Origin of the sequence: Luteimonas colneyensis, from assembly GCF_014836665.1 — a bacterium.
GTDB classification, from domain to species: Bacteria; Pseudomonadota; Gammaproteobacteria; order Xanthomonadales; family Xanthomonadaceae; genus Luteimonas; species Luteimonas colneyensis.
This window is the reverse complement of the sequence record NZ_JACSQJ010000003.1, coordinates 190290-208110: the sequence shown is the minus strand read 5'-3', so window position 1 is coordinate 208110 and position 17821 is coordinate 190290. Positions and strand designations below refer to the sequence as shown.

15 protein-coding genes are annotated in these 17821 nt (G+C 70.7%); 9 read left to right on the top strand and 6 right to left on the bottom strand.

Annotated elements, in window-relative coordinates:
- Positions 1–68: 68 nt before the first annotated feature.
- Positions 69–1646: a sensor histidine kinase gene (locus H9645_RS07880; protein ID WP_191729258.1), complete on the bottom strand. Its 1578-nt coding sequence runs from the start codon at positions 1644–1646 to the stop codon at positions 69–71.
- Positions 1647–1745: 99 nt separating this feature from the next.
- Between H9645_RS07880 and sucC the strand changes: the two genes are divergently transcribed.
- From sucC to H9645_RS07855, 5 genes are all read left to right on the top strand, one after another.
- The gene (gene sucC, locus H9645_RS07875; RefSeq protein WP_191729148.1) at positions 1746–2912 is read left to right on the top strand and encodes an ADP-forming succinate--CoA ligase subunit beta; all 1167 of its coding nucleotides are present in this window, start codon (positions 1746–1748) and stop codon (positions 2910–2912) included.
- A 141-nt stretch (positions 2913–3053) separates the two neighbouring features.
- Positions 3054–3932: a succinate--CoA ligase subunit alpha gene (sucD, locus tag H9645_RS07870; protein WP_191729147.1), complete on the top strand. Its 879-nt coding sequence runs from the start codon at positions 3054–3056 to the stop codon at positions 3930–3932.
- 186 nt (positions 3933–4118) lie between these two features.
- Positions 4119–4385 carry a type II toxin-antitoxin system CcdA family antitoxin gene (locus H9645_RS07865; RefSeq protein ID WP_191729146.1) on the top strand — a complete coding sequence of 89 codons (267 nt, stop codon included), beginning with the start codon at positions 4119–4121 and terminating at the stop codon, positions 4383–4385.
- A complete protein-coding gene (locus H9645_RS07860; RefSeq protein WP_191729145.1) occupies positions 4382–4696 on the top strand; it encodes a CcdB family protein in 315 nt (104 codons plus the stop codon). The genes H9645_RS07865 and H9645_RS07860 overlap by 4 nt, the downstream gene beginning before the upstream one ends.
- A gap of 1 nt (position 4697) precedes the next feature.
- A complete protein-coding gene (locus H9645_RS07855; protein WP_191729144.1) occupies positions 4698–6335 on the top strand; it encodes an NAD+ synthase in 1638 nt (545 codons plus the stop codon).
- Between the two features lie 35 nt (positions 6336–6370).
- Here H9645_RS07855 and H9645_RS07850 read toward each other — a convergent pair whose 3' ends face one another.
- Positions 6371–7225, bottom strand: a complete 855-nt coding sequence (locus H9645_RS07850; protein ID WP_191729143.1) for an outer membrane protein assembly factor BamD — start codon at positions 7223–7225, stop codon at positions 6371–6373.
- Between the two features lie 90 nt (positions 7226–7315).
- Here H9645_RS07850 and rluD point away from each other — a divergent pair, with 90 nt between their 5' ends.
- From rluD to gloA, 3 genes are all read left to right on the top strand, one after another.
- The gene (rluD, locus tag H9645_RS07845) at positions 7316–8341 is read left to right on the top strand and encodes a 23S rRNA pseudouridine(1911/1915/1917) synthase RluD (RefSeq protein ID WP_191729142.1); all 1026 of its coding nucleotides are present in this window, start codon (positions 7316–7318) and stop codon (positions 8339–8341) included.
- A 77-nt stretch (positions 8342–8418) separates the two neighbouring features.
- Positions 8419–9210, top strand: a complete 792-nt coding sequence (pgeF, locus tag H9645_RS07840) for a peptidoglycan editing factor PgeF (protein ID WP_191729257.1) — start codon at positions 8419–8421, stop codon at positions 9208–9210.
- A 138-nt stretch (positions 9211–9348) separates the two neighbouring features.
- The gene (gene gloA / locus H9645_RS07835) at positions 9349–9882 is read left to right on the top strand and encodes a lactoylglutathione lyase (protein WP_191729141.1); all 534 of its coding nucleotides are present in this window, start codon (positions 9349–9351) and stop codon (positions 9880–9882) included.
- Between the two features lie 15 nt (positions 9883–9897).
- Here the strand turns inward: gloA and H9645_RS07830 are convergent, their stop codons facing one another.
- Positions 9898–11679 carry a glycoside hydrolase family 15 protein gene (locus H9645_RS07830; RefSeq protein WP_191729140.1) on the bottom strand — a complete coding sequence of 594 codons (1782 nt, stop codon included), beginning with the start codon at positions 11677–11679 and terminating at the stop codon, positions 9898–9900.
- Complete coding sequence (gene otsB, locus H9645_RS07825) at positions 11676–12431, bottom strand: trehalose-phosphatase (RefSeq protein ID WP_191729139.1); 756 nt, start codon at positions 12429–12431, stop codon at positions 11676–11678. Before otsB ends, H9645_RS07830 begins: the two co-directional genes overlap by 4 nt.
- A 213-nt stretch (positions 12432–12644) precedes the next feature.
- Here otsB and clpB point away from each other — a divergent pair, with 213 nt between their 5' ends.
- A complete protein-coding gene (gene clpB / locus H9645_RS07820; protein WP_191729138.1) occupies positions 12645–15230 on the top strand; it encodes an ATP-dependent chaperone ClpB in 2586 nt (861 codons plus the stop codon).
- Positions 15231–15408: 178 nt separating this feature from the next.
- On the opposite strand, the gene H9645_RS07815 is transcribed toward clpB, so the two are convergent.
- Positions 15409–15888, bottom strand: coding sequence for an REP-associated tyrosine transposase (locus tag H9645_RS07815; RefSeq protein ID WP_191729137.1), 480 nt, complete (start codon positions 15886–15888; stop codon positions 15409–15411).
- Positions 15889–16013: 125 nt separating this feature from the next.
- Positions 16014–17801: a YbaL family putative K(+) efflux transporter gene (ybaL, locus tag H9645_RS07810; protein WP_191729136.1), complete on the bottom strand. Its 1788-nt coding sequence runs from the start codon at positions 17799–17801 to the stop codon at positions 16014–16016.
- Between the last annotated feature and the right edge of the window lie 20 nt (positions 17802–17821).

Genomic DNA, 17821 nt, shown 5'->3' with positions numbered 1-17821 from the left:
GGCTTCCGGTCCGGGTGACCAATTTTGGCACTTTTCACGAGACTGTGACGAGTGTCAAAGGCTTGGGCTCAGCCCAGCATCACCGATCCCCCGCGCAGGGTGATCCGGAAGCAGGCGCCGCCGCCGGGCACGGAGACATACTCCAGCCGCCCGTCGTTGGCGCGACAGAGCTCGTGGGCGATGTACAGCCCCAGGCCGGTGCCCTGCTCGGAGGTGGTGAAGAAGGGCCGGAACAGCTGGTGGCTCACGGCATCGGGGATGCCGGGGCCGCGGTCGGTGATGTCGATCACCGGGCGGCCGTCCAGCAGGTCGACATGGATGGTGATCCGCGCCGGCTCGCCGGGCTGGTGGCCGTGGCGCACGGCGTTGTTGGCCAGCGAGGTCAGGATCTGCTGCAGGTGGCGCGGGTCGACCATGGCCGGCACTTCCGGCAGCTGGCCGCCCTGGCGGATGCTGGCGTTCTCCTCCGGGCAGGTCTGGCGGTAGTCGGCGATGAAGGCCCGCACCAGGCCGACCAGGTCGACCTGTTCGGGCTGGGCGCGCTCGCGCCGGGCCAGGCCCAGCACGCTCTCGACGATGGCGTTGGTGCGCATGCACTGCTGGTGGACGATCTGCAGCAGGCGGCGGTCGCTGTCGCCGATGTCGCGCGATTCCTCCAGCAGCTGGGTGGCGTAGCTGATCGCGGCCAGCGGGTTGCGGATCTCGTGGGCGAGGCTGGCGGAGAAGCGGCCCATCGCGGCCAGGGTCAGGGATTCGGCGCGGCGCGAGACCAGGGCGGTGTCGTCGAGGAAGATCAGGGTGGTGTCGTCGGTCGCCAGCAGGCGGGTGAAGCGCGGCAGCACCTCGTTGCCGTCGTCGCCGATGGTCAGCGGGGTGTCGTCGGCCTGGCCGCTGCGGCGCCATTCGGCCACGCGCATGGCCAGCGCCGGGGAGATCTGCGGCAGGGTGCGCGGGGCGGCCTCGGGGTCGGGGCCGGATTCGCCCAGCAGGATCCGCGCGGCCTCGTTGGCCATGCGGATGCGGCCGGCGCCGTCGACCATCAGCACGCCCACGCGCATGCGGCGGATGATCAGCTCGTTGACCTCGGCCAGGTTGGCGGCCTCGGCGCCGCGCCGGTGCGCGAGGTCGCGGCTTTCGCGCATGTCGCGGCCCAGCAGGTTGGTCAGCGTGGCCATGGCCAGGTAGCTGACCGAGAACATCAGCACCTCGGCCAGCGGGCGCTCGCGCAGCGTGTTGCCATCAGCCAGCACCATGACGTACTGGACCACCAGCGCGCCCGAGGCCAGCGCGGCCGCGGCCAGGCCCAGGTGCAGCGGCAGCAGCAGGGCGGCGGCGCCGACGTTGAACAGCAGCATCATCGCGATGCCGGGCCCGGCGAAGGGCAGGGCATGGGTGGCCAGGGTGGCCACGGTGATGTCGATGAGGACGCCCACCACGACGTGCGAGGCCAGCGGCACCGACCTGCGCCCCGACAGCAGCAGCAGCACCGCGGCGGCGACCAGGTAGGTGGCGGCCACGGCGGTGGCCAGGGCCTGGTCGCGGGCCTCGCCGCCGAAGGCGCCCTTCAGCGGGCCGAACACCGCCAGCGCGAGCATCGCCGCCTCGAGCGTCCGGTACAGGGCCAGCAGGTACAGCTCGCGCCGCATGGCGCGATCGGGGGCATCTGGGGGCACGGGCGGGCTCCGGGGGCGTCGGGGCACTATAATGGCTGGCGCTGTGTCCCACTTTCCCACGACGGACCCCACATGAACTTCCACGAGTACCAGGCGAAGCAGCTCTTCGCCGATTACGGCATCGCAGTTCCCGCCGGGCGCGTTGCCCGCACCCCCGAAGAGGCGGTCGACGCCGCCAAGGCCATCGGCGGCGACTTCTGGGTGGTCAAGGCCCAGATCCACGCTGGCGGCCGCGGCAAGGCCGGCGGCGTCAAGCTGTGCCGCAGCCTCGACGAGGTACGCGAGCACGCCAAGGGCATGCTCGGCCAGAAGATGGCCACCTACCAGACCGCCGGCATCGAGCTGCCGATCGACTCGGTGCTGGTGACCCAGGCCACGGACATCGACAAGGAGCTGTACCTGTCGGTGCTGGTCGACCGCTCCACGCAGTCGATCACCTTCATCGCCTCCAGCGAAGGCGGCATGGACATCGAGCAGGTCGCGGCCGAGACGCCCGAGAAGATCCAGTCGCTCAACGTCAACTTCATCCAGGGCCTGCAGCCCTACCAGTGCCGCGACATCGGCTTCGCGCTGGGCCTGACCGGCAAGCAGGTCAACCAGCTGACGAAGATCATGATGGGCCTGTACAAGCTGTTCAACGAGAAGGACCTGGCGCTGGTCGAACTGAACCCGCTGGCGATCCTCACCGACGGCAACCTGGCCGTGCTCGACGGCAAGGTCGACTCCGACGACAACGCCGCGTTCCGCCACCCGGAGCTGGTCGCGATGCGCGACATCCGCCAGGAGGACGAGACCGAGGTCAAGGCCAGCCAGCACGACCTGAACTACGTGACCATGGACGGCAACATCGGCTGCATGGTCAACGGCGCGGGCCTGGCGATGGCGACGATGGACGTAATCCAGCTGGAGGGCGGCTCGCCGGCCAACTTCCTCGACGTCGGCGGCGGCGCCACCAAGGAGCGCGTGACCGAGGCGTTCAAGCTGATCCTGTCGTCGGACGACGTGAAGGCGATCTTCGTCAACATCTTCGGCGGCATCGTGCGCTGCGACATGATCGCCGAGGGCATCATCGCCGCGGTCAAGGAAGTCGACGTCAAGGTGCCGGTGATCGTGCGCCTCGAGGGCACGAATGTGGACGCGGGCAAGGAGATGCTGAAGAACTCCGGCCTGGCCATCACCCCCGCCGACAACATCAACGACGGTGCCCGCAAGGCCGTCGAAGCGGCCAAGGCCGCCTGAGCCGAACCCACACACACCCTTCTTCTTCCTGTAGGAGCAGCTATAGCTGCGACCCACAGCCCCGTCCGAAGCCCAGGCAGGTCGCAGCTATAGCTGCTCCTACAGGACCGAAGGACGGGAAAGAGACCATCGAGGAAACACATGAGCGTTCTCGTCAACAAGAACACCAAGGTGATCGTGCAGGGCTTCACCGGCCAGCAGGGCACCTTCCACGCCGAGCAGATGCTGGACTACGGCACCAAGGTCGTCGGCGGCGTCACGCCGGGCAAGGGCGGCACCGAGCACCTCGGCCTGCCGGTCTTCAACACCGTGGCCGATGCCGTCAGCGGGACCGGCGCCAACGCGTCGGTGATCTACGTGCCGCCGCCGTTCGCGGCCGACGCGATCCTGGAAGCGGCCGAGGCCGGCATCCAGGTCATCGTATGCATCACCGAGGGCATCCCGGTGCTCGACATGCTGCGCGTCAAGAAGACCCTGGTGCACACCTATCCGGAGACCGTGCTGGTGGGCCCGAACTGCCCCGGCATCATCACCCCGGGCGAGTGCAAGATCGGCATCATGCCGGGCCACATCCACAAGCCGGGCAAGGTCGCGATCGTGTCGCGCTCGGGCACGCTGACCTATGAAGCAGTCAAGCAGACCACCGACGCCGGCCTCGGCCAGTCGACGGTGATCGGCATCGGCGGCGACCCGATCAACGGCCTGAACTTCATCGACTGCCTGAAGCTGTTCCAGGACGACGAGCAGACCGAGGGCATCATCATGGTCGGCGAGATCGGCGGTTCGGCCGAGGAAGAAGCGGCCGAGTTCATCGCCGAGTACGTGACCAAGCCGGTGGTGGGCTTCATCGCCGGTGCGTCGGCCCCGAAGGGCAAGCGCATGGGCCACGCCGGCGCGATCGCCTCGGGCGGCTCGGGCACGGCCGAGGGCAAGTTCGCCGCGATGGAGAAGGCCGGTGTCACCACCGTCCGTTCGCCGGGCGACCTGGGTGCCGCGATCGCGAAGCGCCTGAACGGCTGACGCCCCGGCGCCCCTCTTGTAGGAGCAGCTATAGCTGCGACCTGCAAATCCGGTCGCAGCTGTAGCTGCTCCTACAAAAAAAGCGGAACAAGAAGGCTGCCCTTGGGCGGCCTTCCTTTTGGCCGCTGTTTGACAGGGGCAACGGCAATGCGCATGATCAATGCGCATCGAATGGGAGGCATTGCCATGCGTATCCGCGACGAGTACGCCGGCTACGGCAAGCGCGCCACCAACCTCAGCATCAACGAGGGCCTGCTGGAGGCCGCGCGCGCGCTCGACATCAACCTGTCCGCCACGCTGGAAAAGGCGCTGTGCGCCGAAGTCCGTGCCTGCAGGCGCAAGAAGTGGCTGGAGGAAAATCGCGAGGCCATCGCCGCGTACAACGAGCGCATCGCGCGCGACGGCCTGGCCGGTGACCACGTGCGTGCATTCAAGGCAGCGCTCAAGCCATGAGCCAGTTTTGCGTCCACGCAAACGCCGACCCGACCTCGCGGCGCGCCATCCCCTGCTGGCTCAACGTCCAGAGCGACCTCATCGACATCGCCGAATCCCGCGTGGTCGTGCCCCTGATCCTGCCCGAGCGCGCGGGGACGCCGCTCGCCGGCCTGATGCCGGTCCTGACCGTCGCCGGAAAGGCGCTGGTGATGGACACTGCCCAGATCACGAACGTGCCGATGCAGATGCTCGGCAGGCAGCTGGCGGACCTGTCCGCCGACCGCTCGGCGATCATGGGCGCACTGGACTTCCTGACGCATGGAATCTGACATGACCGACACCCTCCGCATCGCCCTGGCCCAGTTCGACTTTCCCGTGGGCGACGTGGCCGGCAACGCGCAGCGCATCGCCGCGATGATCGGCGAGGCGCGCGACGAGTACGGCGCCGACATCGTGGTGTTCCCCGAACTGGCGATCAGCGGCTATCCGCCCGAGGACCTGCTGATGCGGCCGCAGTTCCTGGCCGACTGCGAGCAGGCGCTGCGCACCATCGCCGACGCCGCCACCGGCATCGTCGCCATCGTCGGCTGGCCGGAATCGGCCGGAAGCGTGCTGTACAACTCGGCCAGCGTGCTGCGCGACGGGCGCATCGAGCGCACCTACCGCAAGCGCGAGCTGCCCAACTACAACGTCTTCGACGAGCGCCGCTACTTCCACGTCGATCCCGACGGCGGCAGCTGCGTGTTCGAGGTCAAGGGCGTGCCGGTGGGACTGCTGGTCTGCGAGGACCTGTGGTTCGCCGAGCCCATCGCCGACACCGTGAAGCAGGGCGCGCAGCTGGTGCTGGTGCCCAACGCCTCGCCCTTCGAGCGCGGCAAGCACGCCCAGCGCGACGCCATGATCGCCGCGCACACGCGCGACACCGGCGCGGCGCTGGCCTATCTCAACGTGGTCGGCGGGCAGGACGCGCTGGTGTTCGACGGCTCGTCTGTGGTCGCCGACGGCGACGGCACGGTGCATCCGGCCGCGGCCGCGTTCACCGACCAGTGGCTGGTGGTCGACTACGACGCGGCCAGCCGTGCGTTCACGCCGGTCGTCTGGATGGACGACGGCGACGAAAGCATGGACGCCCTGGCCTGGCGCGCGGTGGTGCGAGGGATCCGCGACTACTTCGGCAAGAACGGCTTCCGCCGCGCCTGGCTGGGGCTGTCGGGCGGCATCGATTCCTCGATCGTGCTGGCGATGGCGGTAGAGGCCCTGGGTGCCGGGAACGTCACCGCGGTGCGCATGCCCTCGCGCTACACCGCCGGCCTCAGCAACGACCTGGCCGCCGAGCAGTGCCGCGCGCTGGGGGTGGAGATGATCACGGTGCCGATCGAGCAGGCGTTCGACGGCCTGCTTGGCAGCCTGGGCGAGGCCTTCGAGGGCCGCGAGGTCGACGTGACCGAGGAGAACCTGCAGTCGCGTGCGCGCGGCGTGATCCTGATGGCGCTGTCGAACAAGCTCGGCGGCCTGGTGCTGACCACCGGCAACAAGAGCGAGTACGCGGTCGGCTACGCCACCATCTACGGCGACATGTGCGGTGCCTATGCGCCGATCAAGGACCTGTACAAGACCGAGGTCTACGGGCTGTCGAAGTGGCGCAACACCGTGGGCGGGGCGCCGGTGATACCGCCGGCGGTGATCGCGCGGCCCCCGTCGGCGGAGCTGCGCGCCAACCAGCTCGACCAGGACTCGCTGCCGCCCTACGACGTGCTGGATGCCATCCTGATGCGCTTCGTGGACCAGGAGCAGTCCGCCGAGGAAGTCCGCGCCGCTGGCTTCGATGCCGCCGTGGTGGACCGCGTGGTGAAGCTGGTGCGCAACAGCGAATGGAAGCGCCAGCAGGCCGCGCCGGGGCCGAAGATCTCGCGCCGCGCCTTCGGCCGCGAGCGGCGGTATCCGATCACCAACCGCTATCCCCACTGAGCGGCCGCCCCGAAGGGGAGCGGCCTGCGCGGGGGCTACTGGATCGCGGTCCTTTCGGGCGCGAAGGGGTTCAGCTTGCGGATGGTCCAGGGGTAGTCCGGCCAGTCGCCCGTCAGGTACGGGTGGTCGGGCTCGTTGAGCTCGAGCACGCGGCGGGCGTCGGCGGCGAGGGTGTCGTTGCCCAGCTCGGTGTAGGCGGCGGCGAGCACGGCGACGGCGTCGTTCTGGTACTCGCTCTGCGGGTAGGTTTCCAGCAGGTAGCGCGCGCGCTCGGTGGCGCCCACCCAGGCCTCGCGGCGCATGTAGTACAGCGCGGTCTCGATCTCGTGGCGGGCGAACATGTTGCGCAGCGCGACCATGCGGTTGGCGGCGTCGGCGGCGTAGCGGCTGTTGGGGTAGCGCTCGGTCACGGTGCGCAGGTCGTTGTAGCCCTGCATCGGCGTGGCCAGGTCGCGGCGGCTGGCGTCGAGGTTCCAGGCGCGCTGCAGGAATACCGTGTCGCGGCTCGAGTTCACCAGGCCGCGCAGGTAGTACATGTAGGGCACGTGGCGGTGCGTGGGATAGGTGCGGATGAAGCGGTCGATGGTCGAGACGGCGTCGTCGTGGCGGCCCATCTTGTACTGGGCATAGGCCGTTTCCATCAGCGCCTGCTCGGTGTGGTTGCCGTAGGGGTACTGCGCCACCAGGCGGCGGTACACGGTGGTGGCGCCGCTCCAGTTGCCCTTGCGCATCAGCGCGTGGCCGCGGTCGTAGAGCTCCTCGACGGCCACGCCCTCGTTGGCATCCTCGTCCTTGAACGCGCCCTTCATCCGCGCGCAGCCGGAGGTCGCGAGTGCCGCCAGCAGCACGATCAGCAGGGCGCGGCGGAACAGGGTGGGGCTTCGGGTCATGGTGCGTCCGGGACGGGGATGGCGTGGAGCGGGGATAATAGCAGCCAGCCCCGCGTGGCCAGCGGCCACGCCTGAACCGGACCCAGCCCCATGACCGACGACCACGACACCGACGCCAGCGAAGCGGCGGACGCCGCCCCCGACGCCCCCCGTTCGGCCCGCGTGCCGGACGCCCTGGCCGGGCGCCGCTTCGACGCGGTGCTGGCGGAACTGTTCCCCGAATACTCGCGATCGCGGCTGTCGGCCTGGGTGAAATCCGGCGACGTGCTGCTGGATGGCGCCACCGTGCGCCCGCGCGAGGCCGTGCGCGCAGGGCAGGAGGTCGTGCTCACCGCCACCCTCGAGCCCCAGGTCAGCGCCGGCCCGGAGGACATCCCGCTGTCGGTGCTGTACGAGGACGCCGAGGTCCTGGTGATCGACAAGCCCGCGGGCCTGGTGGTGCACCCCGGCGCCGGCAACCACACCGGGACCCTGGTCAACGCCCTGCTGTTCCGGGATCCGGCGATTGCCGCGGTGCCGCGCGCCGGCATCGTGCACCGCCTCGACAAGGACACCTCGGGCGTGATGGTCGTCGCCCGCACCCTGCAGGCGCAGGCCGCGCTGGTGGCCCAGCTGTCCGCGCGCGAGGTGCACCGGCAGTACCTGGCCGTGGTGGTGGGCGCGCTGGTGTCCGGCGGTACCGTCAGCGAGCCCATCGACCGCCATCCGCGCGACCGCCTGCGCATGGCCGTGCGCGAGGACGGCCGCGAGGCCACCACCCACTACCGCCTGCAGGAGCGCTTCCGTGCGCACACCGCGCTGGAGTGCCGGCTGGAAACCGGGCGCACGCACCAGATCCGCGTGCACATGGCGCACCTGAGGCATCCGATTGTCGGCGACCCGCTGTACGGCGGTCCGCTGAAGCTGCCCCGCGGCGCGTCCGACGAGCTGGCCACGGCGCTGCGTGGCTTCAAGCGCCAGGCCCTGCACGCGCAGGTGCTGGAATTCGTGCACCCGGCGACCGGCGAGCCGGTGCGCTGCGAGGCGCCGCTGCCCGACGACCTGCAGGCCCTGCTGCGCGAGTTGCGCACCGACGCCGCCGCGCACGCCGTGACCGGCACCGGGGCGCGGCGATGAGCGCGAACGGCGCCGGTTCCGGGCCGACCGGTGGCGCCAATGCGGGCGCGATGGCGGACGGTGGCGGTACGCAAGCGATGCGCCGGGCCTGGCTCGAGGCCGACTGGTCGGCGCCGCCCGGGGTGCACGCGCTGGCGACCCTGCGCCACGGAGCCGGCGCCTCGATGGTGCCGTTCGACCGCTTCAACCTCGGCAATGCGCGCGGCGAGGCCGGCGACGACCCGATCGTCGTGGCCGCCAACCGCGCCGAGTTCACCCTGCGCGCCGGCCTGCCCTCGGCCCCGCACTGGCTGCGCCAGGTCCACGGCACCGGCGTGCTGCGCGTCGAAGAGGCGCTTCCGGAAGGCGACGCCACCACGGAGCTCCGGCGCATGGCCGCCGAGCCCGAGGCCGACGCCGCGGTGACGACGGTCCGCGGCGCGGTGCTCGCCGTGCTGACCGCCGACTGCCTGCCGGTGGTGTTCGCCGCGCGCGACGGCAGCGCAATCGGCGTGGCCCATGCGGGCTGGCGCGGGCTGGCCGCGGGCGTGCTCGAGGCGACCGTCGCCGCGATGCCCGTGCCGGCGGACGGGCTGCTCGCCTGGCTGGGCCCGGCGGCAGGGCCGGAGGCCTACGAGATCGGCGCCGAGGTCCGCGAGGCCTTCGTGGGTCCGGATCCGGGAGCGGCGGCGGCCTTCGTGGCCACCCGCCCGGGGCACTGGCGCATGGACCTGTACGCGCTGGCGCGGCGTCGGCTGCGCGCCGCCGGGCTCGCGGACGCCGACATCCACGGCGGTGGCCTGTGCACGATCTCGGACCCGAAGCGCTTCTTCTCGCACCGGCGCGACGGCCGCAGCGGCCGCCTCGCCACGGTGGCCTGGCTGGCGTGAGCTGGCCGTCGCCGACATCCGACACTGTAGAAGCGGCTATAGCCGCGACCAGCGTTCCGGTACCGCAAAACGTCCGGTCGCGGTTATAGCCGCTCCTACAGAAAGAAAGATCCCCCCCCCACACCGAGGATTCCAACCATGACCGATACCGCCGCCACCCTCGCCAGCGTCCCCGGCGTCTCCGCGCGCGAGGCGGCCACGCAGGGCTTCGTCTTCAACCACACCATGCTGCGGGTGAAGGACGCGAAGGCCTCGCTGGACTTCTACACCCGCGTGCTCGGCTTCAGCCTGGTGCGCCACAGCGATTTCCCCGAGGCGGCGTTCTCGCTGTATTTCCTCGCCATCGTCGATCCGGCGGAGATCCCGGACGATGATGCGCAGCGCAAGGCCTGGGTGGCCGGCCTGCAGGGCGTGCTCGAGCTGACCCACAACCACGGCACCGAGTCGCAGGACGGACCCGTGTACCACGACGGCAACAGCGAGCCGCGCGGCTTCGGCCATATCTGCGTGAGCGTCCCCGACCTGCGTGCGGCCTGCGCGCGCTTCGAGGACCTGGGCGTGCCATTCCAGAAGCGCCTGACCGACGGCCGGATGCGCGATATCGCCTTCATCAAGGATCCCGACGGCTACTGGGTGGAAGTGATCCAGCCGACGCCGCTCGCCGACGCGTAAGGCGCGGCGCGGAGGTCAGACGGCGTCGGACCAGGGCCGCGAAAGCCGCATCGCGGCGATCACCACGCCCACGTGCGAGTAGGTCTGGGGGAAGTTGCCCCAGGCCTCGCCGTCCTCGAAGGCCATGTCCTCGGACAGCAGGCCGAGGTGGTTGCGCCGCGCCAGCAGGCTTTCGAACTGCTGGCGCGCCTCGTCGACGCGGCCGATCGCGGCCAGCGCGTCGATGTACCAGAAGCTGCAGATGGTGAAGCTGGTTTCCGGCGAACCGAAGTCGTCGGGGGCGATGTAGCGGAACAGGCCGTCGCCGCGCCGCAGCTGGGTGCCGATGGCCTCGACCGTGGCCACGAAGCGCGGGTCGTCCGCGTCCACGAAGCCCAGCTCGGCAAGCAGCAGCAGGCTGGCATCGAGGCGGCGGCCCTCGGCGGATTCGACGAAGTGGCCCAGCTCCGCGTCCCAGGCGCGGGCCAGGATCGCTTCGCGCATCGCGTCGGCGCGCCCGCGCCAATGCGCGGCGCGCGCGGCCAGTCCCAGGTGCGTCGCGATGCGCGCCAGGCGGTCGCAGGCGGCCCAGCACATGACGCTGGAATAGGTATGCACCTCGGCGCGGCCGCGGAATTCCCAGATCCCGGCGTCGGGCTGGTCGTACAGCGCCCAGGCCTGCTCGCCGACGGGCTCCAGCCGGTGGAAGGCGTCGATGTCGCCGGGGCGCGCGAGGCGTTGGTCGAAGAACAGCTGGGTGGCGGCCAGCACCACGCTGCCGTACACGTCGTGCTGGCGCTGCACCCAGGCCAGGTTGCCGCGGCGCACCGGGCCCATGCCGCGGTAGCCGGCCAGGTCCGGCACCTCGTGCTCTTCCAGTTCCTTCTCGAAGGCGATGCCGTACAGCGGCTGCAGGCCGTCGGCGCCGGTGGCGAGGTTGAGCACGTAGCGCAGGTAGCCTTCCATCGTGCGCGTGGCGCCGAGGCGGTTGAGCGCGCGCACCACGAAGGCCGAATCGCGCAGCCAGCAGTAGCGGTAGTCCCAGTTGCGCTGGCTGTGCGGCGCCTCGGGAATCGAGGTGGTGATGGCGGCGACGATCGCGCCGGTCTCCTCGTACTGGCACAGCTTGAGCGTGATCGCGCTGCGGATCACCGCGTCCTGCCATTCGAGCGGAATCGACAGGTAGCGCACCCAGTCGCGCCAGTACTCGAGTGTCTGGCGCTCGGCACTGCGGGCGAAGCCGTCCACCGGCTGTGCCAGGGTCTCGTCCGGGCCGAGCACCAGGTGGCGCTCGCCGTCGAGCTCGAACGGCAGCGACTCGCGCAGCAGGCGCACGGGCACGTCGCTGGTCAGGCGCAGGGTGAAGTCCGGCAGCAGGTAGCGGACGTGGTTGCTGCCCCAGGTCTGGGCGGGCACGTCGGCGCCGTAGTTCGCCAGCGGCCGCAGCACGACGCGGATGCGCGGACGGCCCGAGAGCGGCCGCAGCCGGCGCACCAGCATCACCGGGCGGTAGAAGCGACCGTGCTGGCGCCAGCGCGGCGCGAAGTCGGTGATCTCGACCGCGCCGCCGTGGCGGTCGCGCAGCACGGTGCGCAGGATCGCGGTGTTCTTGACGTACTCCTGGGTGGCGCTTTCGAAGTCCTCGAGTTCGATGGCGTAGTCGCCGCCGCCGGCCCGCGGCGACAGCAGCGCGCAGAACGCGGGGTCGCCGTCGAAGGCGGGGATGCAGCACCAGTTCACGCAGGCGCGGGCATCGACCAGCGCGGCGATGCTGCCGTTGCCGACCAGCCCGAGGTCGAGGGCGGCGGTGGTCGTCATGCCGATGCTCCGATCCAGGCGTGCACCTCGGCCGTGCCGGCCAGCGCGAAGTGCGCGGCGCTCTCGCGCGGTGGGCCGACCAGCACGCTGATGCCCCCACGCGAGTTGACCGCGGCGAAGCCGGCCTCGTCGGTGATGTCGTCGCCGGCGAACACCGGACGGCGACCCGCGAACGGGGGCTCCTGCATGAAGGCCAGGATGGCGGCGCCCTTGTCCGCGCGTACGCCGCGGCGCACGGCCGGGCGCAGCTCGATGACGTCGTTGCCGGGCTGCAGCCGATAGCCGGGGAGCCGTGGCAGCGCCGCGCGTGCGAAGGCCTGCAGCTCGCCTCCGGCCTGCGGCGCGGCGCGCCAGTGCAGCGCCAGTGCCGCGCCCTTGTCCTCGACCACCGCGCCCGGATGGCGGGCGGCCACGCGCACCGCCTCGCTGCGCACGCGGTCCAGCGCCTCGGGGGCGCGCGGCGCGTGGTGGATGCGGCGACCGTGCCTGCGCTCGAGGCCGTGCAGGCCCGAGGCGGGCAGCCGCGGCGGCGCCAGCAGGATGTCGAGCACGGCGATCGAGCGTCCGCTGACCAGGGCCACGGCGCCCTGAAGGCGCGCATGCAGCGCCGCCAGCGCCTCGCGCAGCTGCTGCGGCACCTCGACCTCGTCCGGCCGGGGCGCGAACTCCAGCAGGGTGCCGTCGACGTCGAGGAACAGCGCGCAGCCGTCGTCGATCGGTGGAGGTGGCGGGAGCGCGGTGATCGCGGCCATGGGGGCGAGTCTGGCCGAGGCGATGTGAGCGTTTCCTGTAGGAGCAGCCATGGCTGCGATGGCGGGCCACGACGGGATTGCAGTCGCAGCTGTAGCTGCTCCTACAGGGGGGATCGCGGGGACCCTGCGCTTCGGCGCCTTGAATCAAGCGCCGGGGACCGCATGTCCCGGGTATCGCCGGCGGGCGCCGGCCCCGACTTCCGAGGCACTCCGATGCGAATGGACAAGCTCACCTCGCGTTTCCAGCAGGCGCTGGCCGACGCGCAGTCGCTGGCCGTGGGCCGCGACCACAACCTGATCGAACCCGCGCACGTGCTGGCGGCCCTGCTCGACCAGCCCGGCGGGGGCAGCGGGCCGCTGCTGGCGCAGGCCGGCGTGAACGTGCCGGTGCTGCGCGAGCGCCTGGGCGAGATCCTCGAACGGCTGCCCAAGGTGTCCGGCCAGGCCGGGCAGGTGTCGCTGGGCAACGACCTCGGGCGGCTGCTGAACCTCACCGACAAGCTGGCGCAGCAGCGCGGCGACGGCTTCATCGCCTCCGAGCTGTTCCTGCTGGCCGCGCTCGACGACGGCGGCGACGCCGGCCGCGCGCTCAAGGCCACGGGCGCCGACAAGGCCCGGCTCGAAGCGGCGATCGACGCCATGCGCGGCGGCGAGAAGGTCGACGAGGCCAGCGCCGAGGAGGCACGCCAGGCGCTGGAGAAGTACACCATCGACCTGACCGCGCGCAGCGAGCGCGGCAAGCTCGACCCGGTGATCGGCCGCGACGAGGAGATCCGCCGCACCATCCAGGTGCTGCAGCGGCGCACCAAGAACAACCCGGTGCTGATCGGCGAGCCCGGCGTGGGCAAGACCGCGATCGTCGAGGGCCTGGCCCAGCGCATCGTCAACAACGAGGTGCCCGAAGGCCTGCGCGGCAAGCGCGTGCTGTCGCTGGACATGGGCGCGCTGATCGCCGGCGCCAAGTTCCGCGGCGAGTTCGAGGAGCGTCTGAAGGCGGTGCTCAACGACCTGGCCAAGAACGAGGGCCAGATCATCCTGTTCATCGACGAGCTGCACACCATGGTCGGCGCCGGCAAGGCCGAGGGCTCGATGGATGCCGGCAACATGCTGAAGCCCGCGCTGGCCCGCGGCGAGCTGCACTGCATCGGCGCGACCACGCTGGACGAATACCGCAAGTACGTGGAGAAGGACGCGGCGCTGGAGCGGCGCTTCCAGAAGGTGTTCGTGGGCGAGCCGAGCGTGGAGGACACGATCGCGATCCTGCGCGGACTGAAGGAGAAGTACGCGGTGCACCACGGGGTGGAGATCACCGACCCGGCGATCGTGGCCGCGGCCACGCTCAGCCACCGCTACATCGCCGACCGCAAGCTGCCCGACAAGGCCATCGACCTGATGGACGAGGCGGCTTCGCGCATCCGCATGGAAATCGACTCCAAGCCCGAGGAGCTCGACCGCAAGGAGCGCCGCCTCATCCAGCTCAAGATCCAGCGCGAGGCGCTGAAGAAGGAGAAGGACGCCGAGTCGAAGCAGCGCCTGGCCGACCTCGAGGGCGAGATCGAGGGGCTGGAGCGCGAATACAACGACCTGGAGGAGGTCTGGAAGGCCGAGAAGGCCACCGTGCAGGGCGCGACGAAGATCAAGGAGCGCATCGAAGCCGCGCGCCTCGAGCTCGAATCGGCCCAGCGCGCCCAGGACTACGCGAAGATGAGCGAGATCCAGTACGGCCGCCTGCCGGAGCTGGAGAAGCAGCTCAGGGCCGCGCAGGAGGCCGAGACCACCGGCTTCACCCTGCTGCAGGACAAGGTGACCGCCGAGGAGATCGCCGAGGTGGTCGCGCGCTGGACCGGCATCCCGGTCAGCAAGATGCTGGAAGGCGAGCGCGACAAGCTGCTGCGCATGGAAGAGGTGCTGCACGCGCGCGTGGTCGGCCAGGACGAGGCGGTGACCGTGGTGTCGGACGCGATCCGCCGCTCCCGCGCGGGCCTGTCCGATCCGGCGCGCCCGACCGGTTCCTTCCTGTTCCTGGGGCCCACCGGCGTCGGCAAGACCGAGCTGTGCAAGGCGCTGGCCGAGTTCCTGTTCGACTCCAGCGACGCCATGGTGCGCATCGACATGAGCGAGTTCATGGAGAAGCATTCGGTGAGCCGGCTGGTCGGCGCGCCCCCGGGCTACGTCGGCTACGAGGAGGGCGGGTACCTGACCGAGGCCGTGCGCCGCCGCCCCTACAGCGTGATCCTGCTCGACGAGGTGGAGAAGGCGCATCCGGACGTGTTCAACATCCTGCTGCAGGTGCTGGACGACGGACGGCTCACCGATGGCCAGGGGCGCACGGTGGACTTCCGCAACACCGTGATCGTGATGACGTCCAACCTCGGCAGCCAGATGATCCAGGAGCTCGACGGCGACGACTCGCCCGAGGCCTATACCCAGATGAAGGCGGGGGTGATGGCGGTGGTGCAGTCGCACTTCCGGCCGGAGTTCATCAACCGCCTGGACGACATCGTGGTCTTCCACTCGCTGGACAAGGCGCAGATCCGCGAGATCGCGCGCATCCAGATGCGCGGGCTGGAGAAGCGGCTGGGCGAGCGCGGGATCCGCATCGAGGTCTCGGACGCCGCGTTCGAGCTGCTGGGCAACGTCGGCTTCGACCCGGTGTACGGCGCGCGGCCGCTGAAGCGTGCGATCCAGCAGCAGCTGGAGAACCCGCTGGCGCAGAAGATCCTGGCCGGCGAGTTCGGCAACGGCGACACCATCCGCATCGACGCCGACGCCGGAAAGCTGGCCTTCGCCAAAGCCTGACCCCCCGATCCCTCCCCGGCCCCCCGCTCCCCTCCCCTGTAGGAGCAGCTATAGCTGCGACCGTTTCTGGCCCAGGCCCCGGTCGCAGCCATAGCTCTCCTACAGCGGAATGTGGTCGCGGGAGATGGTCGCGGGAGATGGTCGCGGCGGAGATGATCCCGGGAAGGTGGCCGCCGGGCTACATCGTCGGCGAAGTGTCCGGAGTGATCCACACCGCATCCCAGTACGGATAGTCGCCGATGCGGCCCACCAGGCCTGCGCGCAGCGGATTCATCACCACATAGCGCGCGACGTCCACCAGCCGCTCCTCCGCCCGCAGCGCGCGGTCGTGGAAACTCCGCTGCCAGAGCTGGCGGCCTTGGTCTTTCGGCTTCCACGCCCGCGTCGCGTGCGCCCGCGCACGGCCGACGCAGCGCGAAAGGGTTTCGCGCTCGCCGAGCTGCAGCACGCCGTGCCAGTGGTCGGGCATCAGCACCCAGCACAGCAGGCTGGCGTCACCCCAGGCTTCGGCGCTGGCAAGCGCGCGTGCGACCCGCGAGGCGGCGTCCCATTCCGCGAACCAGGGCCGCCGTCCCGCGCAGGCAAAGGTGATCAGGTAGATGCCTCCTGGCTGTGACCAGCGGCCGCGGCGGAGGGCGTGCGAGCATTGTCCGGGCATGCGACGAGCATGTCGCCGCCACCCGCCAGGCACCATCAGCCAACCCGCCCCTTTCCTGTAGGAGCAGCTATAGCTGCGACCCTGGATGGTCCTGCGCAGAACAGCGGTCGCAGCTATAGCTGCTCCTACAGTGCTGAGGGAGGCGTAGGCGCGGGGGGCGTCGAGGCGGGAGGCGACGGCGCGGGAGGCGACGGCGTGGGAGGGGCGTCCGGGCGGGCGGGGCGGTAGGGAGGGGTGGCCATCACCATTTCGGCGAGCGAGTAGGCCAGCTCGCGCTCGGCCAGCACGGCACCGTCGGCGCCGTGCTCGAGCAGGTGCTTCACCTCCGCGTCGCTGTGCGCGCGCGCGAGCACGGTGATCGCGGGGTTCAGCGCCTTGAGCCGCGTGATGGTCTCGCCGGCCTCCAGCGCGTTGGGGATGGCGAACACCGCCATCGCCGCGCGCCGCGGCGCGGTCTCCAGCATGACCGCTTCGGAGGCCACGTTGCCGCGCACCGCGTGCAGGCCGGCGCTGCGCGCGGCGTCGACGCGGTCGGCGTCCTCCTCCACCACGACCACCGGCACGCCGCGGCCGTGCAGCAGGCTCGCCAGCTGCTGGCCGACGCGGCCGTAACCGACCACCACGGCGTGCCCGGACAGCGCATCCGGAAGGTGGTGGCTGGCGGCATCGGCCGCGACCTCGCGCTCGCGCGCGACGCTCGCCTCGTCGCGGGCCGAGGCCTCCTGGCGCGCGATCCAGCGGTCCACCACCGCGAACGACACCGGGTTGAGCATGATCGAGATCAGCGCGCCGGCCAGCACCAGGTCCTGGCCTTTCTCGGGCAGGATGCCCAGCGACACGCCCAGCGCCGCGATGATGAAGGCGAACTCGCCGATCTGCGCCAGGCTGGCCGAGATCGTCAGCGCGGTCGACTTCGGATGCCCGAAGGCGCGCACGATCAGGTAGGCCGCGGCGGACTTGCCGAACATGATGATGAGCGTGGTGGCCAGCACCAGCAGCGGCTCGCGCACCAGGATTGCCGGGTCGAACAGCATGCCGACCGAGACGAAGAACAGCACCGCGAAGGCGTCGCGCATCGGCAGCGAGTCCTGCGCCGCCTTGTGGCTGAGCTCGGACTCGTTGAGCAGCATGCCGGCGAAGAACGCGCCCAGCGCGAACGACACCCCGAACAGCTCCGCCGAGCCCAGCGCGATGCCCAGCGCGATCGACAGCACCGCGAGCGTGAACAGCTCGCGCGAGCCGGTGCCCGCGGTGCGCTCCAGCATCCACGGGATCACCCGGCGCCCGACCACCAGCATCACCGCCACGAACAGCGCCACCTGCACCAGGGTCTTGCCGATCTCCAGCGCCACTGCGCCCGCCGGCACCGGCCCGCCGGCGGCGTCGCCGAACACGCTCGCCACCGCCGGCATCAGCACCAGGGCGATGACGCAGGCGAGGTCCTCCACGATCAGCCAGCCGACCGCGATCCGGCCGCGCGTGGTGTCCAGCAGACGCCGCTGCTCCATCGCCCTCAGGAGCACCACCGTGCTGGCCGTGGCCAGCGAGAAGCCGAAGACGATGCCCTGCAGCGTCGGCCATCCCATCAGCGTCGCCAGGCCCCAGCCGAGCAGGGTCGCCACCGTGATCTGCACCACGGCGCCGGGAATGGCGATGTGCTTCACCGCCATCAGGTCGCGGATGGAGAAGTGCAGGCCGACGCCGAACATCAGGAGGATCACGCCGATTTCGGCCAGCTGCGGCGCCAGGGCCTGGTCGCCGACGAAGCCGGGCGTGAACGGCCCGGCGATGATGCCCGCGACCAGGTAGCCCACCAGCGGCGACAGGCGCAGGCGATGCGCGGCCAGGCCCAGCGCGTAGGCCAGCACGAAGCCGACGGTGAGGATCGCGATGAGCTCGGTGTGGTGCGGCATCCGGATGTCCGGTCGGGGTG